General features: G+C 72.7%; 22 protein-coding genes and 1 pseudogene. 12 read left to right on the plus strand and 11 right to left on the minus strand.

Going from position 1 to position 26606, the window contains the following annotated elements; all coding sequences use genetic code 11:
• Window positions 1-65 precede the first annotated feature (65 nt).
• Both ACQVFL_RS01210 and ACQVFL_RS01215 read left to right on the plus strand, forming a co-directional pair.
• The gene (locus ACQVFL_RS01210; RefSeq protein WP_233527450.1) at window positions 66-560 is read left to right on the plus strand and encodes a sigma-70 family RNA polymerase sigma factor; all 495 of its coding nucleotides are present in this window, start codon (window positions 66-68) and stop codon (window positions 558-560) included.
• A complete protein-coding gene (locus ACQVFL_RS01215; protein ID WP_396692107.1) occupies window positions 557-1252 on the plus strand; it encodes an anti-sigma factor family protein in 696 nt (231 codons plus the stop codon). Before ACQVFL_RS01210 ends, ACQVFL_RS01215 begins: the two co-directional genes overlap by 4 nt.
• Before the next feature lie 47 nt (window positions 1253-1299).
• On the opposite strand, the gene rarD is transcribed toward ACQVFL_RS01215, so the two are convergent.
• The 4 genes from rarD to ACQVFL_RS01235 form a co-directional block, all read right to left on the minus strand.
• Entirely contained in the window at window positions 1300-2235 is a 936-nt protein-coding gene (rarD, locus tag ACQVFL_RS01220; RefSeq protein ID WP_396692108.1) for an EamA family transporter RarD, read from the minus strand.
• Window positions 2232-2729, minus strand: a complete 498-nt coding sequence (locus ACQVFL_RS01225) for a GNAT family N-acetyltransferase (RefSeq protein WP_396692109.1) — start codon at window positions 2727-2729, stop codon at window positions 2232-2234. Before ACQVFL_RS01225 ends, rarD begins: the two co-directional genes overlap by 4 nt.
• 138 nt (window positions 2730-2867) lie before the next feature.
• On the minus strand, window positions 2868-3254 hold the full coding sequence (locus ACQVFL_RS01230; protein WP_396692110.1) for a phage holin family protein: 387 nt from the start codon (window positions 3252-3254) through the stop codon (window positions 2868-2870).
• A gap of 45 nt (window positions 3255-3299) precedes the next feature.
• Window positions 3300-5177: a type VII secretion protein EccE gene (locus ACQVFL_RS01235; protein ID WP_431728385.1), complete on the minus strand. Its 1878-nt coding sequence runs from the start codon at window positions 5175-5177 to the stop codon at window positions 3300-3302.
• A 195-nt stretch (window positions 5178-5372) separates the two neighbouring features.
• Between ACQVFL_RS01235 and ACQVFL_RS01240 the strand changes: the two genes are divergently transcribed.
• Complete coding sequence (locus tag ACQVFL_RS01240) at window positions 5373-5696, plus strand: WXG100 family type VII secretion target (protein ID WP_396692112.1); 324 nt, start codon at window positions 5373-5375, stop codon at window positions 5694-5696.
• A gap of 121 nt (window positions 5697-5817) precedes the next feature.
• The gene (locus ACQVFL_RS01245) at window positions 5818-6111 is read left to right on the plus strand and encodes a WXG100 family type VII secretion target (protein ID WP_396692113.1); all 294 of its coding nucleotides are present in this window, start codon (window positions 5818-5820) and stop codon (window positions 6109-6111) included.
• Window positions 6112-6189: 78 nt separating this feature from the next.
• Here the strand turns inward: ACQVFL_RS01245 and mycP are convergent, their stop codons facing one another.
• On the minus strand, window positions 6190-7422 hold the full coding sequence (gene mycP / locus ACQVFL_RS01250) for a type VII secretion-associated serine protease mycosin (protein ID WP_431728386.1): 1233 nt from the start codon (window positions 7420-7422) through the stop codon (window positions 6190-6192).
• A 151-nt stretch (window positions 7423-7573) separates the two neighbouring features.
• Between mycP and ACQVFL_RS01255 the strand changes: the two genes are divergently transcribed.
• Together ACQVFL_RS01255 and ACQVFL_RS01260 are read left to right on the plus strand one after the other, a co-directional pair.
• Window positions 7574-10807, plus strand: coding sequence for an SseB family protein (locus tag ACQVFL_RS01255; protein WP_431728387.1), 3234 nt, complete (start codon window positions 7574-7576; stop codon window positions 10805-10807).
• Window positions 10804-11169, plus strand: coding sequence for a hypothetical protein (locus ACQVFL_RS01260; protein WP_431728388.1), 366 nt, complete (start codon window positions 10804-10806; stop codon window positions 11167-11169). Before ACQVFL_RS01255 ends, ACQVFL_RS01260 begins: the two co-directional genes overlap by 4 nt.
• 7 nt (window positions 11170-11176) lie before the next feature.
• Here ACQVFL_RS01260 and ACQVFL_RS01265 read toward each other — a convergent pair whose 3' ends face one another.
• From ACQVFL_RS01265 to acs, 3 genes are all read right to left on the minus strand, one after another.
• The gene (locus ACQVFL_RS01265) at window positions 11177-12109 is read right to left on the minus strand and encodes an alpha/beta fold hydrolase (RefSeq protein ID WP_396692117.1); all 933 of its coding nucleotides are present in this window, start codon (window positions 12107-12109) and stop codon (window positions 11177-11179) included.
• A 121-nt stretch (window positions 12110-12230) separates the two neighbouring features.
• Entirely contained in the window at window positions 12231-14630 is a 2400-nt protein-coding gene (locus tag ACQVFL_RS01270) for an immune inhibitor A domain-containing protein (RefSeq protein WP_396692714.1), read from the minus strand.
• A gap of 284 nt (window positions 14631-14914) precedes the next feature.
• Window positions 14915-16909 carry an acetate--CoA ligase gene (acs, locus tag ACQVFL_RS01275; RefSeq protein ID WP_431728389.1) on the minus strand — a complete coding sequence of 665 codons (1995 nt, stop codon included), beginning with the start codon at window positions 16907-16909 and terminating at the stop codon, window positions 14915-14917.
• A 267-nt stretch (window positions 16910-17176) separates the two neighbouring features.
• Here acs and ACQVFL_RS01280 point away from each other — a divergent pair, with 267 nt between their 5' ends.
• The gene (locus ACQVFL_RS01280; RefSeq protein WP_431728390.1) at window positions 17177-17923 is read left to right on the plus strand and encodes an oxidoreductase; all 747 of its coding nucleotides are present in this window, start codon (window positions 17177-17179) and stop codon (window positions 17921-17923) included.
• A 158-nt stretch (window positions 17924-18081) separates the two neighbouring features.
• On the opposite strand, the gene ACQVFL_RS01285 is transcribed toward ACQVFL_RS01280, so the two are convergent.
• The 3 genes from ACQVFL_RS01285 to ACQVFL_RS01295 all read right to left on the minus strand — a co-directional run bounded on the left by ACQVFL_RS01285 (window position 18082) and on the right by ACQVFL_RS01295 (window position 21588).
• Window positions 18082-18885 (minus strand): HAD family hydrolase, encoded by an 804-nt coding sequence (locus ACQVFL_RS01285; RefSeq protein WP_396692120.1) that lies wholly within the window; start codon window positions 18883-18885, stop codon window positions 18082-18084.
• 405 nt (window positions 18886-19290) lie between these two features.
• Entirely contained in the window at window positions 19291-20535 is a 1245-nt protein-coding gene (locus ACQVFL_RS01290; RefSeq protein ID WP_431727851.1) for an IS256 family transposase, read from the minus strand.
• A 135-nt stretch (window positions 20536-20670) separates the two neighbouring features.
• Window positions 20671-21588, minus strand: a complete 918-nt coding sequence (locus ACQVFL_RS01295) for a hypothetical protein (RefSeq protein WP_431728391.1) — start codon at window positions 21586-21588, stop codon at window positions 20671-20673.
• A gap of 309 nt (window positions 21589-21897) precedes the next feature.
• Between ACQVFL_RS01295 and ssd the strand changes: the two genes are divergently transcribed.
• The 5 genes and pseudogenes from ssd to ACQVFL_RS01320 all read left to right on the plus strand — a co-directional run bounded on the left by ssd (window position 21898) and on the right by ACQVFL_RS01320 (window position 26602).
• Window positions 21898-22950 (plus strand): septum site-determining protein Ssd, encoded by a 1053-nt coding sequence (gene ssd, locus ACQVFL_RS01300; protein ID WP_396692717.1) that lies wholly within the window; start codon window positions 21898-21900, stop codon window positions 22948-22950.
• Window positions 22947-24146 (plus strand): TadA family conjugal transfer-associated ATPase, encoded by a 1200-nt coding sequence (locus tag ACQVFL_RS01305; RefSeq protein ID WP_396692134.1) that lies wholly within the window; start codon window positions 22947-22949, stop codon window positions 24144-24146. The genes ssd and ACQVFL_RS01305 overlap by 4 nt, the downstream gene beginning before the upstream one ends.
• A gap of 715 nt (window positions 24147-24861) precedes the next feature.
• Window positions 24862-25410, plus strand: a pseudogene (locus tag ACQVFL_RS01310) (type II secretion system F family protein); the annotation flags it as partial.
• Window positions 25411-25820: 410 nt separating this feature from the next.
• Window positions 25821-26411: a type II secretion system F family protein gene (locus ACQVFL_RS01315; protein WP_431729927.1), complete on the plus strand. Its 591-nt coding sequence runs from the start codon at window positions 25821-25823 to the stop codon at window positions 26409-26411.
• 62 nt (window positions 26412-26473) lie between these two features.
• Window positions 26474-26602: a DUF4244 domain-containing protein gene (locus ACQVFL_RS01320; RefSeq protein ID WP_155217386.1), complete on the plus strand. Its 129-nt coding sequence runs from the start codon at window positions 26474-26476 to the stop codon at window positions 26600-26602.
• Window positions 26603-26606 lie beyond the last annotated feature (4 nt).

Below are 26606 nucleotides of genomic sequence, written 5' to 3' on the forward strand. Positions count from 1 at the left end.
GGTCGTAACGCCGCGCCCGCTCGGTCGAGAGCGAGGAGAGGACCATCAGCGACCACGACGCCCACCTGCTGCGCGCCCTGCACGACGAGCATGCCGAGGCGCTGTACGCGCACGCGTTGCGGCTGGTCAACGGCGACCGGCAGCGCGCCGAGGACCTGGTGCAGGAGACGCTGCTGCGGGCCTGGCGGCATCCGGAGTCGCTCGACCCCCGGCGCGGTTCGGTCCGCGCCTGGCTGTTCACCACCGCGCGCAACCTCGCCATCGACGCCTGGCGGCGCCGGTCGACCCGGGTCGGCGAGGTCTACACCGACGAACTGCCCGAGCCCAGCGAGGTCGTCGACGAGACGGAACGCGCCGTCGAGGCGTGGACCGTGGCGGAGGCGCTGAACCGGCTCAGCCCGTCCCACCGGGACGTCCTCGTCGAGTGCTTCTACCAGGGCCGTTCGGTGTCCGAGGCGGCCTCCCGGCTCGGCGTGCCGCCGGGCACCGTGAAGTCCCGTACCCACTACGCGCTGCGCTCACTACGGTTGGTGCTGGCGGAGATGGGGGTGACCGGATGAGCCGTTGCGACCACGCCTTCGACGACGGCGCGTACGTCCTGGGCGCCCTCTCACCCGCCGACCGGGCCGCGTACGAACGTCACCTCGTCGGCTGCCACGACTGCCAGCAGTCGGTCTCGGAGATCGCCGTGCTGCCCGGCCTGCTCGGTCGGCTGGACCCGTCGAGCCTGGAGCAGTTCCTCCCGCCGCCGGAGAACCCCCGGGTGCCCGAGCTGCTCAACGCCGCGCGGGACCGTCGGCGCCGGGAGCGGCAGGCCAACCGGCTTCGGTACGCGGTGACCGGTCTCGCGGCGGCGGCCTTCGCCCTGCTGGTCGGCTTCGGTGTGGCGACGATGCTGCCGACCGAGCAACCGGGCTCGCCGCCGCTGGCACAGGTGCGCCTGGTCGCGATGGAGCCGGTGAGCGGCACGGTGCCGGTGCACGCCGAGATCGGCCTGCGGCACACCGACTGGGGCACCGAGGTCACCATGCACTGCGGGTACGACGAGCACACCGGATACGGCAAGGCGCACGCCTTCCGGCTGGTGGCGTACGGGCCGGACGGTGCGGAGGAGCAGATCGGCTCGTGGCGTGCCGCGCCCGGCGACGATCTGCGGATCACCGGCGCGACCCGGTTCACCAACGCCGAACTGGTCCGGCTGGAACTCATCCGCGCCGACGGCACCCCCGTGCTGGCCTACGACGTCCGCTGAACCGCCGGTCGGCGTGCCGCGGACCGGTCGGCGTGGGAGTGGACCGGTCAGCGTGGGGCGGGCACGGCCGCCGCCGCCCCGATCTCGCTCTCCTGGCGGGAACGGCGGGTGCGTCGGGCGTGCCGGACCGCGTCGGCGGTGAAGACGATCAGCGCGAGCCAGACCAGCCCGAAGCCGACCAGGCGCGCGGGTGGCATCGGCTCGTGGAAGATCAGCACACCGCAGGCCAGTTGGAGGATCGGCGCCACGTACTGGAGCATGCCCAGCGCGGTCAGCGGCAGCCGGTTCGCGGCACCCGCGAAGAGGAGCAGCGGGATGGCGGTCAACGCGCCGGCCAGCACCAGCAGCAGCGCGTGCCCGACCGAGACCCGGCCGAAGGTGGCGTCGCCGGTGGTCGCGAGCCAGCCGAGGAACACCAGCGCCGGCACGGCCAGCACGGCGGACTCGACGAAGAGGCCCTCCGCCGGGGGCAGCCCCAGCCGCTTCTTCACCAGGCTGTATCCGCCGAACGTGAAGGCCAGCGTCAGGGCGAGGTACGGCAGCCGGCCGTAGTCGACGGTGAGCACCGCCACCGCCAGCGCACCGACCCCGAGCGCGGCCCACTGCGCCGGGCGCAGCCGCTCCCGCAGCACCAGCACACCGAGCAGGACCACCACCAGCGGGTTGATGAAGTAACCGAGGGCGGTCTCCACCACCCGGTCGGAGTTCACGCCGTAGATGTAGGTGAACCAGTTCACCGCGATCAGGGTGGCGGCGGCACCGACCCCGGCCAGGGCGCGCGGCCGACGCAGCAGGGCCCGCAGGAACCCGATGTTGCGCATCACGGCGAGCAGTAGGGCGACGAACACCACCGACCAGATGACCCGGTGGGCCAGGATCTCCAGCGGACCGGTCGGGCGTAGCAGCTTGAAGTACAGCGGGAAGAACCCCCACAGCAGGTACGCGACCAGGCCGTAGAGGTATCCGAGGCGGAGCGGTGTCACGTGTTCACCGTAAGGGGCGGATCGCCCTGTGGATCCTTGCTGGTGAGCGGCGTCACCGTCGACTCACGCCGGTCGAACTCCATCCACCGGTCGGCGCGTACGACGGTGAAGCCGAGCTTCGCGTACACCCCGTGCGCGTCGTTGGTGGCGAGCAGGATCCGGCGTACGCCGATCTCGGCGAGATGGTCGCGGACGGCACCGGCCAACCAGGTGCCCAACCCGTGGCCGCGTTCGGCCCGGTCCACGTAGACGTCGCAGAGGTAGGCGAAGGTGGCCCGATCCGTGATCACCCGCGCGACGGCGACCTGTCGGCGGTCCGTCGGGCGGTACACGCCGAACCCGAGCGAACCGGCGAACGCCGCACCCACCGTCGCGCGGTCCCGCCCGAGCGCCCAGTACGCGTCGGTGGAGAGCCAGGTGTGCACCAGGTCCAGGTCGAGCAGGTCGGGCGAGGTGCTGATCGTGTAGCCGTCGTGGCGGGTCCGGGTGAACACCCTCGGGACCCTAGTCGGCCCGGCAGTTCGGTGCGGCCCACTTACCCGCCGTGGGTTGGGCGGTCACCGTCGGTGTCGAGGGTGACCGCCCGGCGGACGGTCGGTCGGGGCGGTCGACGAGGTCGAGTCGCCCCCGGGTCAGTCGCGGTCGAGGATGGCGCCGAGGATCCAGGTGACGATGCCGACGAAGAGGGCACCCAGCACCGCGGCGGGCCAGAAGCCGTCCACGTCGAAGGGCAGCCCCACCTGGTCGGCGATCCAGCCGGTGAGCAGGAACAGCAGACCGTTGACCACAAGTGCGATCAGACCGAGGGTGAGCAGGTAGAAGCCGCACCCGACGGTCTTGATGATCGGCTGGAGCACCCCGTTCACCACGCCGAAGATGACCGCGACGAGGACCAGCGTCAACACCGTCTCACCGAACGAGTCGGTGCTCAGGGAGATGCCGGGGATGACCACAGTGGCCAGCCAGAAGGCCACCGCCGTGGCGCCGACCCGGATCAGTAGACCTTTCAGAAAATCCATGGCGGGCATGGTGTCACGGCCGGCGTACCGGCGAAACCCACGTGATCAACTTCGCCCATGTCGGACGGCTGCCCCGATGAGCTGCGCTTCGATCGGCGTGACGGTCAACAGCGCCCAACGCAGGGCTCGCCGGTTGACCACCGCCACCATGTCGGGCCGAGCGCGCGCCAACCACTGCGCGGCGTCGCCGAGGCCCAACGCGCCACCCGCGACCGCCGAACCGGCCCGACTCAGCGGCGACAGCACCGCCAGGTCGGCGCGGGCCAGCGCGTCCGCGTCGGCCGAGGTCAGCTCGTCGCGGACCAGCATGATGGTCTGCCAGGGCGCGCCCGGACGCGGGCCCGGTGGCGGTGGCGGCGCGTCCCGCACCACGAGCACCGGGGACAGCGGGGTCGCGGGCGGACCCTCCGTCGGACCGTCCGGTGGCACCAGCGGGATCACCCGACCGGGTACGCCGACGCCGCGCACGAAGGGCTCCCAGGCGTGTGGCCGGGTGGTCTGGACCACCACCCGGGCGCCGAGCGCCATCGCCCGCACGGCCACCAACTGGGCGGTGGGCACCCCGCCGACGAGCATCACCCGGGTGCTCTCCGGCCGGAACAACCGGACCGTGACGGGTCCACCGTGCCGGTTGGTGCCGAGCATCAACCCGGCCGAACCGTACGACAGGGTCGGCTCCCCGTCGTCCGCGGCGGACGGTGTCGAGGGGCCCCGGCGACGGCTCAGCGGTCGCACCGCACCCGACCGGAGCGGCAGCGCCAGCGGAAGCGTGCCGGCGAAGCCGCACAGGTGGGTGCCGTCGTTGCGGACGAGCACCCCACCGGCGGCCCGCACGATCTGCTCCAGCGCGCGGCCGGCGGTGGACAGCTCGGCGGGCGTCGCCGCGCTCAGGCGGACCGTCAGCTCGCTCCGGCCCGGAGTCTCGGTGTCGGCCAGCAGCGACACCGTGGTGGCGGTCACCGGCAGTGCGGAGAGTCGGGGCACCAACCGGCGCAACGGCTCGGTCGACCAGCGTCGGAGCGTGAAGGTGCACTGCACCAGTCCACCGCACCGGACACCCTGCCAGGTCTCCCGCAACGGGCGTCCGTCGTGGTGCGCGAGGTCGGCGAGTATGCGCAGGGTCGCCTGCGGGCCGAGCGGACGAACGGTCAGTGGCCGCAGCCGCCGCACCATCCGGCGTACGGTGCCGGCGAGCGCCCGTTGCAACGCCTCCTCGGGCCAGCCCGCCACGCGCACCACCCGGACGGCCAGCACCACGCGTTCCCCGCCGGCCAGTCGCCCGTCGGTGAGCTGCCGATACGAGGTGGACACCGGCCCGCCACCGGCCGCGACCGCCGGTGCCGCCGTGATGGTGAGCAGGAACTGCACGCGTACCGGTGGCAGGTCGGCCGTGCGGGTCGGCAGCAGCGCGGCGGGCGGGGGCAGCGCGCGGACGCCCGCACCGAGCAGGTCGGTGGCGTCGCCGACGTCCAACAGGGCCACCAGGCCACCCGGGTCGTCGACGGCGGCGGCCGGGGATCCGGCCAGCTCGACGGGGCGGACGACGGCGTCCGGGTCGACCAGGTCGAGCAGTGTCGTCGCTTGGTGGACCCGGCGACGGCGGATCAGATACCCGGACCCCAGCCGCAGCCACTCGTGCAACCACCGTCGACGTACCCGGACCCAGGCACCGGCCAGCAGCGCTCCGGCCGGCAGGGCGGCGGTCGCCGTCGGCAGCGCGCCCAGACCCGATGCGGCGACGAGCATCGCCACGGCCACCTGCGTGGTGACGATCTGGCCCACGCTCGGCGGGTACGCGCTCGGTCTCCACTGTGGTCGGTCCCGCCCGTCGCCGGTCAAGGGGTGGGCATCGGCGGCGCGGTGGGCGAGGGCGCCGGTGTCCGGCGCTGCGGCCCGTCGGTCGATCACACCCCGCGACGTCATCGAGGCCCATCGTAGTAGCCCGCCCGGCTGCCGCGTTGTCCACAGGGGAGCATGGCGGGGTAGCAGAAATGCGATGGTGTCGCTACTCTCAGCGACGAGTTCTCGTTGGTCCGTCCCGCGTCGCGCTCGCCCTCCGGTGGCGCGGGTGGTGTCGTCCATGGGCCAGCCACGATCGAGAGACGAGGTGACGTCGGGGTGTCCTCCCAGACCCAGGCAGAGGCCGCGGTGATGCAACAGACCGCGGCGAAGTTCGAGCAGACGGACCAGTCGTTGCAGTCGATGCTCAGTGGACTGCTGGCCCAGCTGGCGATTCTCCAGCAGGCCTGGCGCGGGGCGGGCGGCCGGTCGTTCGAGCAGGTGAAGCAGCAGTGGGCGCAGGATCAGGCGAACCTGCAGCGGGCCCTCCGGGAGACCGCAGGCGCGATCCGCACCGCAGGTGCGAAGTACGACGCATCGGACACCGAGGCGGCCGGCCGGGTGTCCGCCACCAACCGCGGCGGCATCCAGCTGCCGCTCTGAGGCCCGTTCATCAGGGCGACGGTCGAGCCGGGGCGGAGCCCGGGCGGCGATCCGGCACCACGCCGGCCGGCCAGTCCCTGTGCGACGGGCCTCGGGCCACGACCCAGGGGGAAGACTTCGGATGGAGAACGGTGTGCTGGTCGTCAACTTCGCCGCGCTGCAACAGGCAAGCGCGGACATCCAGCGGGCCCTGAACACGCTCGAATCGCAGCTCGGCCAACTGGAGCAGGATGCCGCTCCGCTGGTGTCGAGCTGGTCCGGCGAGGCGCAGCAGGCGTACGAGCAGCGGCAGGCCCGGTGGCGCAACGCCTCACAGGACCTCCAGATGATGCTGCGCGACATCAAGGTGGCGGTGGACGAGTCCGCGACCGACTATCTCGACACCGAGAAGCGCAACGCCGGCCTGTTCCAGTGACCGGAGGTGGGGTCGACCGCCGGGTGCGGTCGTCGGTCGGCCCCGCCGCGACCGGCGATCGCTGAACGACCTCCCCGCTCAGCGCGGCTCGGCCGGACGCCACCGTCGCCGGACACCCTGCGGCACGAGGACAGCGGCCAGCACGACGACGGTCACCGCCAGCAGCCCGGCGGCGGTGAACAGGGCCGCCCGCTCCCGCACCGCAGACCGCCGGGACTCCTGTGCCGCACGTGCCGGGTCCGGCCGCTCCACGTCCAGCCCGCCCGCCGGTCGCGCGCGCGGCGTCGTGCCGACCTCCTCGGTGACCGCCCGGTACGGATTGAGCACCCCCACGCCGTACCCCTCGCCGGGAGCCGGGTCGGCGGTCGCGAGGATCCGGCGGGTCACCTCCGTCGCACTCAGGTCGGGGCGGTACTGGCGCACCAGCGCGGCGGTCGCGGCCACGAAGGGCGCGGCGTAACTGGTCCCCTCGGCCCGCTGGTGGCCGCGTCCGGGCGCGGCGATCAGCACGTCGGTGCCGGGGGCCACCAGGTCGACGTAGGGGCCGGTCTGGGAGAACCCGGCCCGTGTCCCGTCGGCACCGATCGCGCCGACCCCGATCACCGGCTCGTAGGCGGCGGGGTAGGGGCGCGGATCGCCCTCGCCGTGCAGGTTGCCGGCGGCGGCCACCACGACCACGTCCCGGGCCGCCGCGTAGGCGACCGCGGCACGGACCGGCGGCCGGTCGGCGTAGAGCACCACGGACAGGTTGATCACGTCGGCACCGTTGTCGACCGCCCAGCGGATCGCCGTGGCGAACTCCTCCGCAGCGACCGTGCGTCCCGCACCCTGACCGTCCACGACCTGCTGTTCGCTGACCCGGACCGGCAGGATCTTGGCGTTCGGCGCCAGACCGTGGAAGGCGACGCCGTCATGCGGTGCGGCGGCGATGACGCTTGCCACGCCGGTGCCGTGCCCGACGCAGTCCCGGGTGCCGTCGCCGCCGGGGTCGAGCAGGTCGAGACCGTCGAGCACCCGACCGGCGAGCTGCGGATGACGGCGGTCCACGCCCGAGTCGACCACCGCGACGGTCACCCCGGACCCGTCGGCCAGCGCGGACAGCCGTGCCGGGGCGTACCGGTCCTGCGGCCAGGGTGCCGCGGCGACCGGACGGGCCGGTGCCGGCGGCGCGGCGCAGCCCGGCGCGACCGCAGCCGCCGGGAGTTCGGCCGGTACGGGCCGCGTCGCCACGGCGGGCGTCGATGTCACTGGCCCGGCCAGCAGGGCGGCGGCCACGCCGGCCAGGAGCGGGCGCGGGACGTGCCGGGACATCGGCCGCCTCCGTATCGTGTCGACACCGGAACGGGATGTTAGCGCCACCCGGCGAACCGGGCGGACCGGCGGCGGCCTGGCATTGTGATCTTGTGGACACCTTGTAGGTTGTAAGCGATACCTATGGCTGTGCCCGGGAGGAGGGGTGGCCGTGACCGACTGGGCGCCGGCCACCGAGGCCGAGGCGGCGATGCGGGACGCGCTGCGCGGCAACGACCAGCAGTCGTACTTCCGCATCCTGTCCCGGGTCGAGCTGCTGTTGCCGATCTCCGCCCAGCCCGTCCCGGGCCAGGTGCCGGCGGGTTGGGGCACCTGGACGACCGGTGGCCGCACCCACGTGTTGGCGTTCACCTCCGCCGAGGCGATGCGGTCCTGCCTCGGTGACCACGCCGGGCCCAGCCGACGCTCCGGGTACGCCGAGCTGGCCGCCGGCTGGCCCAACCACGAGTGGTGGCTGGCCGTCAATCCCGGCCTGCCGATCGAGGGCTACCTGCCCGCCTGGTACGTCTCCCAGTTGTCCCGGGGCGACGTCCGGCTGCCCGGGCGCACGGTCGGTGCACGGGCCCGGTTGGAACGGGTGGAGGCGCTGAACCGCTCGCGCGACGCCCGCGCCCAGAACACTCCGCCCGCCCCGGCGGTCACCCCACGGTCGTCCGGAATCGGCCCGGTACGCCCGGCCCCGCCCTCGCCGCAACCGGTGGCCCCGGCGGCCTTCCAGTTGCCCGAGTCGCCGGTGGCGGCGCCCGGCACGGTGGCCGGTCCGCACCAGCGGCCCGGTGGAGCCCCGCCGGGTCGATCCGACCTCGGGCGGAGCGCCCCCGCCCCGGACCGCGCCGCCGGTCAGGAAACCCTCGGCAGTCGACTGAGCGCGGTCGGTGGTGGACGGGTGGAAGAACCGGTCGGTCCGCCACCGGGTCGACCGGTGCCGGCGCAAGGCGAGGAGCCGACGGTGGCCGGTCCCGGCTGGCCGGGCACCCCGGGCCGAGCCGGCCCGCCGACCAACGGCCGTACCGCCGACACCGGCCAGGCGCCCCGCAAGTCCTTCTTCGAGCCGGCGAACTCCCGTACCAGCCAGCGCGCCGACCGGCTGACCGACCGGGCGACCCCGCCGTCCCGGCTGGCGGCCCGTGGTGCGCAGCCGTTCCCCCGACGCGGCACGGCCGGTGATCCGTCCGCCGAGGGGCAGACCCGCGCCTTCGACTTCGGCGGTGCCGAGTCGGGCGTCCGCCCCGAGCCCGGTGGCGAGCCGACCCAACAGGTGCCGTCGCCCGGTGGTGCGCCGCAGGAGCCGACCCGCCCACTGCGGGTGCCCCCGCCGAACGGCTGGACGGCACCGGGTGGTCACGCCGACAGCGGTGACCCCACCGAGGCCCTGCCCCCGCGTGCCCCCGCCGAGCCCACGGAGGAGCTGTCGGCTGCGGAACCGGTCTCCGGCCCGCCCGCGCCCCGCCGTGGCTTCACCCCGATCGTGATCGAGGGCACCATCATCGAGGCCCGCGACCTCAGCTCGATCGACGACGTCCCGCCCCGGCCGTACGAGCCCGCCACCGCCCCGAGCGCCGAGCCGACACTGCGCGTTCCGCCGGTCGAGGCCGAGCCGACGGTACGGGTCCCGACGCCGACGGCGGAGCCGACCGCGCAGGTTCCGTTGGTGGAGGCCGAGCCGACCACGTGGGTGCCCACGGTCGAGGCCGAGCCGACCGTTCGGGTGCCGTCCGACGAACCCACCGCCCGGGTTCCGTCGACCGAGCCGGAGACGACGGCGTGGGTGCCGACGGTGGAACCCGAGACGACGGCGTGGGTGCCGACAGTCGGGGCCGAGCCCACCGTCGAGGTGCCGTCTGCGGGGGCGGAGCCGACGGTGCGGGTTCCGATGCCGACGGCGGAGCCGACCGCGCAGGTTCCGTTGGTGGAGGCCGAGCCGACCACGTGGGTGCCCACGGTCGAGGCCGAGCCGACCGCGCCGGTCCCGTCGACCGAGCCGGAGACGACGGCGTGGGTGCCGACGGTGGAGCCCGAGACGACGGCGTGGGTGCCCACGGTGGCGGATCCGACCGGATGGATCCCCACGATGGCATCCGAGCCGACCGCCGACGTGCCGTCGGTCCAGGCCGAGCCGACCGCTGAGGTTCCGCCAATCGGGTCCGAGGCGACGGCCGAGGTGCCGTCGGTCGGGGCCGAGCCGACTGCTGACGTCCCGTTGGTCGGGCCCGAGCAGCAGACCGTCCTGCTCCGGGGGACGACGCCGGAGTCGGCGATCGCCACCGAGGTGATCACGCCGCCGGTGTCGCCCACGTCCCCGCAAGCCGGGGCGGACGTGTCTGGCGACGGGGCCGAGCCGACGGTGCAGACCATCCCGGCCGCCGTACCGGACACGGCATCCGCTGCCGCGCCACCGGCCGCCGGTGCCGACTTCACGCCGGCCAACGACGTCGAGGTGAACCTGCTGGAGGCGGCGGAGGCCGGCAGCACCGACACGTTCCTGTCCACGCTGCTGCTGGCCCGGGTCCTCATGCCGGTGGCGGCCGACTCCGTCGCGGGCACCCGACCGGGCGAACCCGGCTTCGTCTGGCCCACCGTGCAACTGGACGGCCAGACCTTCGTGGTGGCGTACACCTCGCCGCAGCGGCTGGCCGATCACACCGATCCGGCCGCCGCCGAGACGCTCCAGGTCCGCTTCGTGCAACTGATCCGCTGCTGGCCGGACACGTCATGGTCGTTCGCGGTCAATCCCGGTACGCCGGTCGGGGCCAAGCTGCCCGGTGAGCAGATCGTCGGGCTGGCCACCTGGGCCGCCGAGCTGGGGCTCGGTGACGAGCCGGAGCGGGAGACCGAGTCGGCGACCGAGCCGTCGATGTCGTCACGCAGCCCACGGGAGGCCGCACCGGTCGTCGACCCGGTGCGGCCGATCGTGATGCAGAAGGCGATCGCCCCCAGCCAGCTCGGCTACTACCTGGAACGCGGCTACGACCGGGTCTCCGGCTTCGTGCACCGGGCCGGTGAGCTGGCCCATCTCGACACCCCGGCGAAACTGTACGAGGCGCTCGGCCTCAACCATCCCGAGTCGCCCTTCGCGGCCGACGCCGAGCAGATCTACGTGCTCAGGTGGCCGGCGTACCGGCCGAGCCTCTACCGGATCCCGTACGGCGGGCAGAGTGAGGCCGCCATGCGGGCGATGGAGGGCTGGGTGATCGAGCGTCCGCCGTTCCGGGGTAACGGGTTCGCCCCCGGCGAGAGTTCCGACGTGGTGGCCGAGTTCAAGGTGGACAGTGTCCGGCTGCCGCACGGCACCCAACTGTTGCGGATCGGCGCGGACGGCACCGAACGGCTGGTCGCCGTGCTCGACACCGACACGCTCGCCTGGCGGCAGGTGGGTGAGCGGTGATGCGCGACGGCTACGTGGCCCGCTGGCGGGGCCGGGAGTACCAGGCCAGCCCGGACGGCAGCGACATCCGGCTCTACCGGCCGGAGGCCGCCGACGGCTTCGAGGAGGTCCGCGTCGGCCGCCACGTCCGCGTCGTCCCGGCTGCCGAGGTCGAGGAGCTGGCGTACGTCCGGACGACCTGCACCTGGCAGGGACAGCCGTTCATCGTGCTGGCCGTGCACGACGGATGGCTGCGGGTCGAGTACACCGGTGGCCGGTGGCCGGTCGCCCAGGCGATGCGGTTGGAAGCCTTCGACTTCGGGGTCTACCAGGGCTGGGCGCCGGTCGGCGAGGTCACCGACGTCCGCGAACAGCGGATCTGAGCACCGGTCAGGACTTCGTCCAGCGCAGCACCTCGCCCAGCACCAGCTCCGGTGTCTCCAGGTGCGGGAAGTGCCCCACGTCGTCCAGCAGCCGCCACTCGTACGCCGCGCTGACGTAGCGGCCCGACCCCTGCGCGGTGCGCGGCAACGAGGCCACGTCGAGCGCGCCGTGCAGTTGCAGGGTGGGCGTGACCAGGGGGCGCTGCATGAGCTTGACGAACCGGTACCCGTGCAGCCGCAGCACCGACCGGAACGCCCAGCGGTAACCCTCCAGGGCGCAGAACGCGGCCTGCGGGATGCGCATCGCCTCCCGGTAGCGATGGGCGTACCCGGCGAACTCCGGGCCGTTCACCCACCGGGGGCCACCCCAGCGGCGCAGGATCTCCTCCACCGCCCGGGCGTCGTCCCGGGTGAGGACGTGCTCGTAGCGCGGAATCTGGAACCGCAGCGCGGGCGTGGAGGCGGCGAACTGGCCACGCGGATCGGCGAAGATCCCGGCGCGCAGCCGCAGCGGGTGCGGTGCGCCGAGCACCACCAGCCGACGGACCAGGTTGGGGTGGAACGAGGCCACCGTCCAACCGATCATCCCGCCGGCACCGGCGCCGACCACGGTCGCCGACCGTTCACCCAGTGCGCGGATCAGCCCGGCCACGTCGGCGGCGAGGGTGTAGCCGTCGTACCCCCGGGGTGGTTTGTCGCTGGCGCCGTAGCCGCGCAGGTCGACGGCGACGGCGCGGAAACCGGCGTCGGCGACCGCCGGCAGCATCTGCTGCCAGGCCCACCAGTGCTCGGGAAAGCCGTGCAGGAAGAGCACCATCGGACCGGTGCCCGCCTCCACGACGTGGAACCGGCTGCCGTTGGCGCCGACGAACCGGTGCGTCCACGGCCCCTCGGTGAGGACGCAGGATTCGTCGACGGCGTCGCCACGCTGCTCGGTCATGACCGACAGCCTATGACCCCGCCGCCGGTGCCCCGGCCGGGCCGACCGGGGCACTGGCCCGGCAGGGGCGACGCCCCGGGCAGATGGCCTGCCCGGGGCGTCGTCGCGTCAGGTCGGTGGCTCAGGAGAACCGGACCTTGGTGTAGATGCCGTCCTGCTCCAGCACCCGGATCTTGGTGCCGGTGGCCGGGAGCTTGACGCCGTGGTTGGGCAGCTCCGGGAACCAGTACTGCTTGGTGTCGTCGAACAGCGGCTGCGCCGCCTGGCCCCGGATGTACTGGGGCTGGCTGTTGAGGTGCAGCGTGAACGAGTCGGCCTTCTTGAGGCTGAACGGCGCGTCGTAGACCTGGATCCGGGCCCGCCAGGGCTGACCGGTCAGGTTGTAGATCGGCCGGGGCCGGGAGTCGATGATCAGGTTCCGGCCCTCGCCCGGGTGCGCGAACGTGTCGTTGTCCGACCACCGGGTGTTCCAGTACGAGATCAGCAGACCCTCCTGGTACGCGTAGTGGTCCACGAAGTCCGGCTTGGTGTTGGCGTACCCGAAGAAGTACGGGCCGGTCTTGAGGTACTTGTCGTACGAGATGTACTGCCGGGTCCCGGCGATGTAGTAGTTCGGGAAGCTCCGGGTGTACGTCTCCTCGACCACCTCGAACCCGCCGGCCAGCGTCCAGCCGGTGGCACCGTCCTCGGCACCGTCGACGAAGACCGTCTGCCCGTCGGCGGTCAGGGTGATCGCGTCGCCGAAGAACCCACCCTCGGCGACCGCGCCGTCCGTCTGGTAGCGCAGCCGGAACCCGACGGTGTTGCCGGCCACCGAGTCCAGCGGGACCTGAACGTCGACCCACTCGTCGTCGGTGCTGCCGTCCAGCGCGTACCGGCCGGGGGAGATCTCCTTGAACGGCCGACCGTCGGCGGTGCCGGGCTGCGGCGTCCAGGTCTGACCACCGTCGGTCGAGGTCTCGAAGAACAGGTAGTCGTAGTCCGCCTCGATGCTGTAGCGGCCCTTCAGCGAGACGCTTGCCGACGACGCCCCACTCAGGTCGAACGTCCTGGTCAGGGTGCTGTTCAGGTCGTCGGCGTTGCCGGAGAAGAACTGCTTGTCGCCCTCGAACGGCGCGCCGTTCTCGAACGTGTACTCCCGTTCGGGCAGCACCACCACGGCGGCCTGGGCCTCCTTGGTGTTGTATTCCTGCGGGCCGAGCACCAGCGTGCGCTTCTGCCCGGCCACGATCACCTCGTAGTCGAGCCAGCCGAGCTGGAGCTTGTTCCACGCACCGAGGTCACCGCCGCGCTCGCCGATGCCACCGTCGTTCTTGGCGCCGAGGCGGCTCTGGGCCATCAGGGTCCAGTGCTCGTTGTTGTTGTCGCCACCGCTGATGACGTTGTAGTCGTCCGGCAGGCCCAGGTCGTGCGCGTACTCGTGGTAGAAGACGCTGCGACCGCCGTTCTCCGGCTGGATCGTGTAGTCGCCGATCCAGATCCCGGTGTCGCCGATCTGGGTGCCGCCGGCCGGAAAGTTCGGCGGGCCGGTGCGCCCCTGGTCGGAGGCGTACGCGTACCAGCGGTGGCTCCAGATCGCGTCCTCGCCGTAGATCGGGTCACCGTCGGCCATGTCGCCACCGGCGTGCACGATCTGGAAGTGGTCGATGTAGCCGTCCGGCTCGTTGAAGTCGCCGTCACCGTCGTGGTCGTACCGGTCCCACTGGTCCATCGCCCGCACGTCGGCGGCGATCTCCTCGTCGGTCCGCCCGGCCGCCTTCTGGTCGGCGACCCACTGGTTGGCGGCGTCGCGCACCAGCGCCCAGACGTTGTTGCAGACGATCCCGTCGCACGGGTAGCCGCTGGACCGTCCGTACCGGGCCTGGTTGAAGTTGACCTTCACCCAGTCGGTGACCACACCGTCCACGCTGTAGCGCCCGGAGGACTGGGCCTCGTAGTACTGCTTCACCGACTCGTCGCCGGGACCGGTGCCGAAGTAGAGCTTCCGGAAGTGGTCGGCGTCGTAGTCCGGCTGCCAGACGGTGGAGTTGTCCACCCGGCGGTCCGGCTGCGGGATCTCGTTGTGCATCGGCCCGTCGAACCGCGTCGGGCCGGGGGTGTCGGGGTCGGTGTCCTGGTCGGGGTAGTCCGGGTGCCGCTCGTTGCCGAACTCGGCGAGGATCACGAAGATCCGGTCGGTCTTCTCCCGCGACAGTTCGACGTACTGCTTCTCGGTCGGGCCCTTGCCGCCCTTGGTGGTCTTGGCGTTGCGGCCGGCCTTGCCACCCTTGGTGGCCCGCTCGCCGACCTTGACCACCGTGCTGCCGTTGATCCGCTCCGCCTCGGCCCGCCCCGAGAGAACCTCGCTCAGACCCTGCTCACGCAGGGCGCGACGCTTGTCCTCCAGCGGGTTCGGCAGGTCGTGTTCGGCGTGGGCGGGCTCCGCGATCGACTGGGCGGCCGGGGCCGTGGCAGGCGCCGCGGCGGCGGAAGCGCCGACGGTAAGCCCTGTCGCGGTCAGCGAGAGCCCGAGTAGACCCACTGCGACTTTCCGCACGTGGTACCTCCGGATTGAGGGAACCGGCCCGTCGGGGGTTGTGGACCGGCGAAATAGGCCCCTACGGATGGGGCCACTGGTGAACATAGGCACTCGTGGGGCTCAAGGGGAAGGGGTGTGCGTCGATTTTGTGGCAGCGGGTTGTTGGCAGGCGTTGTCACTGTCACAGCCCTCGGCGACGGCGACCCGACGTCCGCGCAGGTCCGGACAGACATCGACGGGTGGCGGTCCGCGTCGGACCGCCACCCGTCGAGTGGTACGCCTATCCGTCAGTCCTCGTCGGACCTACCCCCGCCCATGCCGGAGGCGATCAGGTCCATCACCGACGAGTCCTGCAACGTGGTCACGTCACCGAGCGAGCGGTTCTCCGCCACGTCCCGCAGCAACCGGCGCATGATCTTGCCGGAGCGGGTCTTCGGCAGCTCCGGCACCAACATGATCTGACGCGGCTTGGCGATCGGGCCGAGCGTCTTCGCCACGTGGTTGCGCAACTCGGCGATGAGCTGCTCGCCGGCCTCACCGGCGATGTCGGTGCTGCCGCGCGGGATCGCGAACGCCACGATCGCCTGCCCGGTGGTCGGGTCGGTGGCGCCGACCACCGCCGCCTCCGCCACCGACGGGTGCGACACCAGCGCCGACTCCACCTCCGTGGTGGAGATGTTGTGCCCGGAGACCAGCATGACGTCGTCCACCCGGCCGAGCAGCCAGAGGTGCCCGTCGTCGTCCTTCTTCGCCCCGTCACCGGCGAAGTAGACCCACGGGTCGTCGGCCTTGCCGCTCACCCCCGCACCGAACCGGGACCAGTACGTCTCGATGAACCGGTTGTCGTCGCCCCAGATGGTGCGCAGCATCGACGGCCACGGCTCCCGCAGCACCAGGTAGCCGCCACCGCCGTCGGGCACCGACTGACCCTGGTCGTCCACCACGTCCGCGCTGACCCCCGGCAGCGGCGTCATCGCCGAACCCGGCTTCGCGGCGGTCACCCCGGGCAGCGGCGAGATCATCATGCTGCCGGTCTCGGTCTGCCACCAGGTGTCCACGATCGGCAGTTCGCCCCGCCCGACGTGCTGCCTGTACCACATCCAGGCCTCGGGGTTGATCGGTTCGCCGACGCTGCCGAGCAGGCGGAGCGTGGAGAGGCTGTACTCGGCGGGGATCTCGTCGCCCCACTTCATCATGGTGCGGATCAACGTCGGTGCCGTGTAGAGGATCGTCACGCCGTACTTGTCGACGATCTCCCAGAAGCGGCCCTTGTGCGGGGTGTCCGGGGTGCCCTCGTACATGACCTGGCTGACGCCGTTGGAGAGCGGACCGTACACGATGTAGGAGTGCCCGGTCACCCAGCCGATGTCCGCCGTGCACCAGTAGACGTCGCTCTCCGGCTTCAGGTCGAAGACCGCGTGCGAGGTGTACGAGGTCTGGGTCAGGTATCCGCCGGTGGTGTGCAGGATGCCCTTCGGGCGGGCCGTCGTGCCGCTGGTGTAGAGGATGAACAGCGGGTGCTCGGCGTCGAACGGCTGCGCGGCGTGCTCGGTCGACGCCTGCTCCACCGTCTCGTGCCACCAGTGGTCCCGCTCCGACCAGCCGACCTGCTCACCGGTCCGCCGCACCACCAGCACGTGCTCCACCGACGGGCAGTTCGCCACCGCGTCGTCCACGGTCGGCTTGAGCGCCGACGGCTTGCCCCGGCGGTAACCGCCGTCGGCGGTGATCACGACCTTGGCGGTGGCGTCCTGGATCCGGTTGGTCAGCGACTCGGCGGAGAAGCCACCGAAGACCACGCTGTGCGTCGCGCCGATCCGGGCGCAGGCCAGCATCGCGACCGCCGCCTCCGGGATCATCGGCAGATAGATCGCCACCCGGTCACCCGCGACCACCCCGAGGTCGGTGAGGGCGTTCGCCGCCTGGCACGTCATCCGGTGCAGGTCGGCGTAGGTGATGGTCCGGGTGTCGCCCGGTTCGCCCTCCCAGTGGATCGCCACCTTGTCACCCCGGCCCGCCTCCACGTGCCGGTCCAGACAGTTGTACGCCACGTTGAGCTGCCCGCCGACGAACCACTTGGCGAACGGCGGGTTCGACCAGTCCAGCACCTGGTCCCACGGCTTCGCCCAGGTCAGCCGCCCGGCCTGGCGCTCCCAGAAGGCCAGCCGGTCGTTCTCGGCCTCGACGTACGCGTCCGCGGTGACGTTGGCGGCGGCGGCGAGTTCGGCCGGCGGCGGGAACTGGCGCGTCTCGTTCAGCAGATTGGCCAATGCCTCGCTCATGCGGTGACTCCTCGTCGCTCGGGGGTGACCTGCCTCTCTTCCGGGCAGGTTAGCCGGGGCGGGCGCGCCAGGCGACCGATCTCGTCCGCCCTCGTCGCCCAACGGCTCCTCCCACGCGCCGAGATGTAAGGAAGGGCACCTTATTAACGCCTCGTGCATAGGAAGGGCCCCTTCCTAACACCTGCGGCACGGCGTCGACGCACCTGCGGCACGGCGTGCACGCCGACTCGTGCGCGGCGCGGACAGCCGGGTCGATAGCGTGACGGGGTGACCGCCGACCCGCTCGCACCGCTGCTCGACCTCGCCGACGTCGCCGACGCCGCCGCGCGCGCCCGCGCCCGCTTCGACCAGGCACTCGGCCACCGCGCGCTGCGCCGCCACGGCGGTCAGGTCGCGGCCGAGGTCGGCCTGCGGTCCGCGGTGGCCAGCGCCGGCCTGGAAGGCCGACCCCACGACCGCGAGGCGGTACGCGCCGGCACCGTCACCGAACCGGTCCTCCAGGGCGCCCTGCGCGTCGCCGGAGCGCTCCCCGGGCTGACCGACCTCTGGCCCCGAGCGCCCCGACAGGCCCTCGCGAAGCTGCACGTACTCGCCGCCCGCGACATCGTCGAACAGCCCGACCTGGGCCGCCCGGTCGACGACCCGGTGGTGGCCGCCCGCCTCGACGCCCTGGCCGGGCTGGTGGCCGGCGGCACCAGGGTCACTCCGCTGGTACTGGCCGCCGTGGTGCACGGGGAACTGCTCAACCTGCGCCCGTTCGCCGGCCCGTCCGGCGTGGTCGCCCGGGGCGCGGCCCGTCTGGTGCTGCTGGCCAGCGGCGTCGACCCGCGCGGCCTGCTGCCGGTCGACGTCGGGCACCGGGAACGCGAACCGGAGTACGTCGGAGCAGCCGGCGCCTTCGCCACCGGGACGCCGGACGGGCTCCGGTCGTGGCTGCGTCACTACATGTCCGCCGTCGAGGTGGGCGCCGATCAGCTCACCGCCGTCGGCGACGAGGTCCTGGCCGCCGCGTGAGGAGTGCCCGCCGAACGCCCCGACGACCGGCGCCGGCCAGGTCACCTGCTCCATGAGGATCGACCGTCCCGCCGACGCGGGTGCAGGGAAGCTCAGGCGGGACCGGCGATGACCGAGCCTGATCCGGCGGCGACCACCGGGCGGAGCTGCGGCGAGGATCAGGCCGAGCTGCCGGCGCGGGTCCGGCGATGCCGGCCGTACCAGGCGATGCCGATCGCCACCCCGACACCCACGCCGAGCGCAGCCGCGGCCACCGGGACGCCCGGCCGCTCCCGCAGCCGCCGACCCAGCGGGATCGGGTGTCGGAACTCCAGCACCGGCCAGGCGTTCTCCACCGCGAGCTTGCGGAGCTGCCGGTCCGGGTTGACCACGCTGGGATGACCCACGCACTCCAACAACGGCCGATCCGTGTACGAGTCGGAGTAGGCGTACGAGTCGGCCAGGTCGTACCCGCGCGCCTCGGCCAACTCGCTGACCGCCTCGACCTTGCTCGGACCGGCCGCGTAGAACTCGACCTCGCCGCTGTACCGCCCGTCCACCACACCCATCCGGGTGGCGATCACGTCGGTGACCCCGAGCAGCGCGCCGATCGGGCGGACCATCTCCTCGCCGGAGGCGGAGACCAGCACCACGTCCCGCCCGGCCGCCTGATGCTCCTCGATGAGGGCGGCGGCCTCCGCGTACACGTAGGGGTTGATCAGCTCGTGCAGTGTCTCCGCGACGAGCTGGCGGACCTGCTCCACCGACCACCCCTTGCACAGAGTGGCGAGATAGTCCCTGGTTCTGGCCATGGTCTGCTCGTCGGTGCCGCCCAGCCGGAACATCAGCTGCGCGTACGCCGACTTGACCACGTCACGCCGGGTGATCAGGCCGTCCCGGTAGAACGGCCGACCGAACGCCAGGGCGCTCGACTTGGCGATGACGGTCTTGTCCAGATCGAAGAAAGCGGCACTTCGGCCCACGGCGCGAAAGTCTAGCCCGATGGTCTATGGTCGTCGGATGCCCGGGGGTCAAGGACCGTGCGGACCTGCGGGTCGGCCTCCCTGCCGCCTCCGAAGGGTGACTGCAGTCACACTCTGCGAAAAGGAATCTGCGGGGAGTGGAGGCTACACCACTCGACGTACACAGGTCCGCTCAGGCAGACTTGTTCGTAGGCCGAGTATTCACATCTCGTACCACCGGCAGACTCTCGGCGGTTGCACCCCCCGTGACCGCTGAGCGGGTTCGGCTCGACCCCCCCCGGAGCCGAACCTCCGACGACCCCCGTCTCCCCCCGACGGGGGTCGTCCCTTTTGCGGGAGCGCTTTCGCGGGGTCACGTCCGCGCTGGTGGTGTAAGAGACGGCCATCGCAGGATCCGGTCTGGTGTTAGGCGGCGATCGGGGTGGGATCGGCCTGGTCGTTGTCGTGTTGGTGTGGCTGGATGTTGATGAGGCGGGCTTTGGCGAGGAGGTCCAGGCCCATGTAACGGCGTCCTTCGGTCCATTCGTCGGTCTGCTCGGCCAGGACGGCGCCGACGAGACGGATGATCGCTGGTCGGTTCGGGAAGATCCCGACCACGTCGGTGCGGCGGCGGATCTCCTTGTTCAGTCGTTCCTGCGGATTGTTCGACCAGATCTGACGCCAGATCTCGCGGGGGAACCCGGTGAAGGCGAGGAGGTCGTCGCGGGCGTCGGCGAGATGTTCGGCGGCGGCGGGGAACTTCGCCTCGATCGTGGTCACGACGCGGTCGAACTGGGCTCGGACGGCATCGGCGTCTGGTTGGTCGAAGATCGTCCGGACGAGGGTGGCGATCCATGGCTGCGCGGATTTCGGGACTTTCGTGAGCAGGTTGCGCAGGTAGTGGGTGCGGCAGCGTTGCCAGGCGGCTCCGGGCAGGGCGGCGCCGATCGCGCCCACGAGCCCGCGGTGGGCATCGGAGATGACGAGCGCAACGCCGGACAGGCCGCGGGCGGTCAACGACCGCAGGAACGCCAGCCAGCCGGCGCCGTCCTCGTCGGAGGCGACGTCCACGCCGAGGACCTCGCGTTGACCGTCGGCGTTGACACCGACCGCGACCAGTGCGTGGACGTTGATCGTCCGCCCGTGCTCACGGACCTTCATCGTCAACGCGTCCATCCACACGAACGCGTAATGGGCGGCGTCGAGAGGCCGATTGCGGAACGCCTCCACCTGGGCGTCCAGGTGGGCGGCCATCTCCGACACCTGCGACTTGGACAGCTGCTTGACACCAAGCTGCTCGACCAGCTTCTCCACCCGCCGGGTCGACACCCCGAGCAGATACGACGTCGCCACCACCGAGACGAGGGCTTGCTCGGCTCGTCGGCGGTGTGTCAGCAACCAGTCCGGAAAGTACGAACCGGTGCGCAGCTTCGGCACCGCCAAGTCGATCGTCCCAGCCCGGGTATCCCACTCCCGCACCCGATACCCGTTGCGGGAATTCACCCGCTCAGCGCTGCGCTGCCCGTAGCCAGCGCCGCAGATGGCGTCCGCCTCGGCCGACATCAACACCTGCGCGAACGTCTTTACCATCGCCTGCAACACATCCGGCGACGCGCCCTCGATCTGCTCGCGCAGCAGGTCAACAGGGTTCACACTCTCAGAAGCGGCCATCGCGTTCTCTCTTCCTTCTCTGACTTGGTCGTCTTGAAGGATCGACGCGATGGCCGTCTCTCATCTACGCAACACGCCCATCACGGGCAAGTCGTACACCACACCCGTGGACGCAACCCTTTCGCGGGGGCGCGGCTAGCCGATCACGGCGCGGGCCGGCGTACGGACCGGCTCGAAACAGGCCAGGGCCCGGCCTCGCCGGTCGGTGACGACCCAGGGATGCCCGACGTACGTGTGCTGCCGGTACGACGTGTTCGGTGGCAGGACTCGGTACTGCCTGCGGTTGCCCTGGTGGTCCAGCCAGTGCACGGTCACCGTGCGGTCGGTGGAGTTGACGAACTCGATGCTGGTCTCGGGACCGCCGCCGACCGAGCGCAGCCACCGCTCGTGTCCGCCGGGCAGCGGGGCGAGTCGCTGAGGTTGCGGCTCGGGTGCCCGCGTGGTCGGTGCGGGGCTCGCCGGGCGGCTGGGCGCGGACGTCGGTCGGGCGCTGGGCGTACCCGGGGTGCGGGGTGGATCGGTCCGTGGGGCCGACGTCGACGGCGACCGGGTCGGCGCGGACGGCGTGGCAAGTGGCAGTGGGCGGGTGGAGGAGACCCCGCCGACGGAGGACGAGGCCGACGGCGTGGCCGTGCCGTCCGGGGAAGGGCGCTGCGAGGTGCCGGCCGGAACCGGCGGCTGTGGCGCGACCCAGCCGGAGGGCCGCTCCTCAGCGGCGGTCGGCGGTGCTTTCGGCGCAGGCCAGAGCAGGGTGAGCAGCAGGCCCAGTACGCCGGTGGCGACCCCGGCCAGCAGGAGCCGGTGGCTCACCCGGCCGGTGTCGTGGTGTGCCGGCTCGGCGGGGACGACGACGGTTTGGGACGAGACGGTCTGCGGCGTCCGCGGACCGCCGTCGCGGGTGACCGGTGCGGCCGGCAACGCGAGCCGTGTCGGGTACGCGGGCAGTTCCGGCCGGGTCGGTGGCGCGGGGTGGGAGCGCGGATCGAACAGCCAGGGGCCGACTCGGAGCCTTGGCTCGACGCGGGGTTGCTCGTGATCTGGCGACTGCTTCATGACCTCGATCCAGCGAGGGATGCCGTTCCGCCGACGGCGCAGACCGTCGATTATGCGTGCTCTCCATGACGTCCCGCTATGGCCGATCGAAGGCGATTTGGACGCGATACCCGATCGTCCACTTAGCAGATCGACTTCGATCGCGGGCGTTGTCCACAGGAGACCTGGTTGTCCACAGGGCGGCCGTACGGGGCGGCGTCGGGGGTGGTCCTGACGGAAGGGTTCGGCACAGCGAACCCCTGCCGACCGTTGGAGGCCACGATGCCCGCCCGTACCTCCGTCCCGCCGTACCCGCCTCCGCCGCTGGTCGTGACCGGGGACGGTGACCTGCTCGACGACCTGCTGCGGCTCGCCGCCGCCGGAGGCGTCGAGGTGGAGGTCGCCGCCGACCCGGCGGCGGCCCGGACCCGCTGGCGGTCCGCCCCGCTGGTGGTGGTCGGCACTGATCAGGCGCAGCCCTGCCTGCGGGCCCGGCTGCCGCGACGTGCGCGGCTGGTCCTGGTCGGCCGGGACGGCGACGTCGAGTCGAGCTGGCAGGTCGCGGACCTGCTCGGTGCCGAGCACGTCGCGGTGCTACCGGCGGCCGAGCCGTGGCTGGTCGACCGGTTCGCCGAGAGCGGTGCCGGGGACGCGCCCGGTGGCCGGGTGGTCGCCGTGCTCGGTGGTCGAGGTGGGGCCGGGGCCAGCATCCTGGCCGGTGGGCTCGCGGTCACCGCCGCCCGCACCCGGCTGCGTACCCTGCTGCTCGACGCCGATCCGCTCGGCGGCGGCCTCGACCTGGTGCTGGGCTGGGAGCAGTTGGAGGGTCTCCGCTGGCCGGCGCTGACCGGGGCGGACGGACGGGTGGACGCTCCCGCCCTGGTGCGGGCGTTGCCGAGTCGAGGCGACCTGGTGGTCCTCTCCTGGGATCGTGGGGACCTGGTCGCGGTGCCGGCCGAGGCGATGGCGGCCACGCTGGACGCGGCCCGACGCGGTCGCGACTTCGTGGTGGTCGACCTGCCCCGGTATCTCGACGACGCGGCGGTGACCGCGCTCCAGGCAGCCGACCGGGTCTTCGTGGTCGTGCCCGCGGAGTTGCGGGCCACCGCTGCGGCGGCGCGGGTGGTGGCGGTGGCCGGTCCGCACTGCCACGACCTGTCGGTCGTCGTGCGTGGCCCGGCTCCCGGCCGTTTACGGGCGACCGAGCTGGCCAAGGCACTCGGATTGCCGCTCGCCGGCAGCCTGCGGCCCGAACCGGGTCTGTGTCGGGGCCTGGAGCGGGGCGAGGCCCCGGCGGCCACCGGGCGCGGCCCGCTGGCCGACCTCTGCCAGCGGATCGTCACCGACCTGACCGGCCGGAGCGCCACGGCGGGTGCGGCGTGAGCGGGGAGAGTCTCGCCGCCCGGGTACGTCAGCGGATCGCCGCCGCCACCACACCGGTCACCCCGGCCGCGATCGTCAATGCGGTACGGGCCGAGCCCGACGCCGCCGTACTCGGGGACACCGCCCTGCTGCGGATGGCCGACCAGGTCCGTGACGATCTGGTCGGCGCCGGTCCGCTCGCCCCGTTGCTGGTGGACCCGGAGGTGACGGACGTACTCGTCAACGGTGTCCGGGTGTGGGTGGACCGGGGTCAGGGGCTGCACCAGGTCCCGGTGCCGGTGGGCACCGTGGACGACGTACGTCGGCTGGCGCAGCGGCTGGCCGCCGGAGCCGGTCGTCGGCTCGACGACGGTGCGCCGTGCGTCGACGCCCGACTGTCCGACGGCACCCGGATGCACGCTGTACTGCCACCGGTGGCGACCGACGGGCCGTACCTGTCGTTGCGTACCTTCCGGCAGCGGCCGTTCACCCTGGACGAGTTGGTCGAGCAGGGTGCGGTGGCGCGGCCGGTCGCACCGGTGCTCGCCGCCGTGGTGGCGGCCCGCCTCGCGTACCTGGTGATCGGCGGGACCGGCTCCGGCAAGACGACCTTGTTGAACACCCTGCTCTCGCTGGTGCCGGGCACCGAGCGGATCGTGCTCGTCGAGGACGCCGCCGAGCTTCGGCCGGTGCACCCGCACGTGGTGGGGTTGCAGGCCCGTACGGCGAACGTGGAGGGCTCCGGCGCGGTCGGTCTGAGTGAGCTGGTCCGACAGGCGCTGCGGATGCGACCCGATCGGCTGGTCGTCGGCGAGTGCCGGGGCGGTGAGGTGGTGGATCTGCTCGCCGCGCTCAACACGGGTCACGACGGCGGCGCGGGAACGCTGCACGCCAACACCCCGTCGGACGTGCCAGCCCGGCTGGAGGCGTTGGGGTTGCTCGGCGGGCTGCCCCGCCCGGCACTGCACGCCCAGGTGGCGGCTGCCCTACAGGTGGTGTTCCAGATTCGCCGTACGTCCCAGGGGCGGCTGCTGGAGTCGGTCTGCCTGCTTCTGCCGGAGGGGCCGGAACGGCTGGTCACGGCGGTACCCGCCTGGATTCGGGGTCGCGGTCTCGGGTTCGCGGCGCGAGCCCTCGGCACAATGATCAAGAATCGGGACGTCGCGGTGCCGCCGATCCTGTCCGAGCCGTGGCCCGGATCGGCGGGCCCGGCATGAGCGGCGGATACCTGTGGGCGGCGGGATTGCTGCTCGGGCTGGGTGTGGTCGCGATCCGGCCGGTCCGTGCCCGGGTCTTCCCGAGCCGATCGCGCGACGGACGCGCCGACGATCCGTTGATCGACTGGGTGGCCACGCTGCGGTCGGTGGGCGAACCGGCCCAGCTCAGCCGGCAGTCCTGCGTGGCCCCGCCACCAGCCACCCTGCGCCCGACGCCGACGCGTCCTCCGCCGACAGCGTGTCCCCCGACAGCGCATCCGGCTCGACGCGTTCCGGCCCACCGACTCGCACGACGGCGTCCGCACCGCCCGGGCGCGGTGACGGGCGTCGACCGATCCGCGCCGACCTCCCGACATCATTACCGCCGACCAGGCGACCGGGCGGGACGCCGCTCGTGACGACCGTCGGAGCGGACCACTGTCCGGTCGACGCGGCGACGAACCGGGATGACGGGCCCCCGGACACAGTGGACGCGCCCGCCACGCTCCGGTCGAGCACTGCTGACGAGCGACCGGATCATCAGGCGCGACGCAGCCCGAGCGCCCGACTGGCCGGGATGCCGCAGAGGAAGGCACTCCTGCTGATCGTGGCGCTCGGCGCGACGGTGGGCGGCCTGCTCGGTGGCCCGGTGGCGGCGGTCGCGCTGGCCGGGTACGGGGCCGTGGGCGTACGCGCACTGCTGCGCCGCCGCGCCACGGCCCAGGTGGCACAGGCGCAGCGGGAGCGGCTGGACCAGCTCTGTGCCCTCGCCGCCGACCTCCGGGCCGGGCTGCCCGTTCCGGTGGCGGTGGCAGCGCTGCGCTCCGGCGGCCCGGGACGGATCGGTGCCGGCGCAGCGCAGGTGGCGAGCCTCGACCAGGGTACGAGCGTCGCTCAGGGAGGTGCCGGCGGCCGGGTACCGAGGGGAGCCGACGTACTCGCCGATCGACCGGGGCAGTTGGCCGAGGCAGCGGTGCGGCTGGCCGACCGGACGGGCGCTCCGCTGGCCGAGCTGGTCGAGCGGATCGAGGCCGACGCCCGGTCGACGGACCGGGGGCTGGGCGCGGCGGCGGCCCAGGCTGCCGGAGCCCGCGCCACCGCCTGGCTGCTGGCCGCGCTTCCGGTGGGCGGTATCGCTCTCGGCTACGGCATCGGGGTCGACCCGCTGACGGTGCTGCTGCACACCCCGATCGGTGGTGCCTGCGCGGTCGCGGCCGTCGTGCTCCAGGCCATCGGACTGCTCTGGGCAGACCGTCTCGGCGCCACACCCGCCGGAGCCGCCTGATGCCCCGCCCGGTCGCCACCGACCTGGCCGGCGGCACGCACGCCTTGGCCGGCGGCCTGCGTGATCAGGCCTTCGGCGGGCTCGATCCGGCCGCTGTCAGGCGTGTCCCGGCCGTCGACCTGATCGATCTGGCCGCTGGCACGCGCGCCCTCACCGGCGACCTGCTCGACCTGGCCGGTAGCACGTTGGCGGCGGCGGTGCTGGTCGGTGTCGTGCTGATCGCCGTGCTCCTGGTCGGCCGCCACCGACCTCGGCGGCGGCTGCGTCGGTTGGCCGGCGCGAGCCCGTCGACTGCCACTCAGCGTCGCAAGGGCGCCAACGGCCTGAGCGAACCGGTGGAAGCTGTGGGCCCGTCGGGCGGGCAGGTCACGGCCGGGCGACCGGATTCCGGTGCCGCATCGGGCCGTCGGGTGGACCGGGTGCGACTTGCCGCCGGGCTCGCGGGGACGGCCGTGGGCGTCCTGCTCGGGGGGTGGCCCGGTCTCGTGGCGGTACTACCCACCGCGCTCCTGCTCGACCGGCTGCTCCGGCGGATCGAGCCACCGGCGGACCGGAATCGGCGCCTGCGGGCCGTCGCCGATCTCCCGCTCGCCGCCGACCTGCTCGCCGCCGCGCTCCGGGCGGGCGCTCCGGTGGAGCGTTCGGTGCTCGCGGTGGCGGACGCGTTGGGTGGTCCGCTCGCCGACCAGCTCGGCCGGGTCGGTCGCACGCTGCAACTCGGTGGCGGGCCGCAGGAAGCCTGGGCGCACCTGGCGACGGTGCCGGGTGCCCAGCGGATCGGTGCCGCGGCGATTCGTTCGGCCAGCAGCGGGGCTGCGCTGGCCGGTGCCCTCACCCGGCTCGCGGACGACCTGCGCGCCGACCGGGCCATCGCGATCGAGTCGGCGGCGCGCCGTGCGGGCGTGCTGATCGTGCTGCCCCTCGGCCTCTGCTTCCTCCCCGCCTTCATTCTCGCCGGTCTGGTGCCGGTGATCGTCGCCGTGCTCGGCGACGTGCTGTGAACACATCGAGAAGGGACGAACACGTGCGCAGAATCCTCGCCCGCCTTCGCGGGGACGCCGGGATGAACACCGCCGAGTACGCCGTCGGCACGCTCGCCGCGGTGGCCTTCGGAGGTGTCCTGCTGAAGGTGTTGACCTCGGACAGCGTGCAGTCCGCGTTGACCGCCGTCATCGACCGGGCCCTGAAGTGACCGG

The organism is Verrucosispora sp. TAA-831 (assembly GCF_050780145.1).
GTDB lineage: Bacteria > Actinomycetota > Actinomycetes > Mycobacteriales > Micromonosporaceae > Micromonospora.

Coding starts and splice junctions, on each gene's coding strand:
- ACQVFL_RS01235 (WP_431728385.1), bottom strand. CDS start 5,177: ATGACGTCGCGGGGTGTGATCGACCGACGGGCCGCAGCGCCGGACACC.
- ACQVFL_RS01295 (WP_431728391.1), bottom strand. CDS start 21,588: ATGAAGCAGTCGCCAGATCACGAGCAACCCCGCGTCGAGCCAAGGCTC.
- ACQVFL_RS01230 (WP_396692110.1), bottom strand. CDS start 3,254: ATGGATTTTCTGAAAGGTCTACTGATCCGGGTCGGCGCCACGGCGGTG.
- ACQVFL_RS01290 (WP_431727851.1), bottom strand. CDS start 20,535: ATGGCCGCTTCTGAGAGTGTGAACCCTGTTGACCTGCTGCGCGAGCAG.
- acs (WP_431728389.1), bottom strand. CDS start 16,909: ATGAGCGAGGCATTGGCCAATCTGCTGAACGAGACGCGCCAGTTCCCG.
- ACQVFL_RS01265 (WP_396692117.1), bottom strand. CDS start 12,109: ATGACCGAGCAGCGTGGCGACGCCGTCGACGAATCCTGCGTCCTCACC.
- ACQVFL_RS01245 (WP_396692113.1), top strand. CDS start 5,818: ATGGAGAACGGTGTGCTGGTCGTCAACTTCGCCGCGCTGCAACAGGCA.
- ACQVFL_RS01215 (WP_396692107.1), top strand. CDS start 557: ATGAGCCGTTGCGACCACGCCTTCGACGACGGCGCGTACGTCCTGGGC.
- mycP (WP_431728386.1), bottom strand. CDS start 7,422: ATGTCCCGGCACGTCCCGCGCCCGCTCCTGGCCGGCGTGGCCGCCGCC.
- ACQVFL_RS01320 (WP_155217386.1), top strand. CDS start 26,474: ATGAACACCGCCGAGTACGCCGTCGGCACGCTCGCCGCGGTGGCCTTC.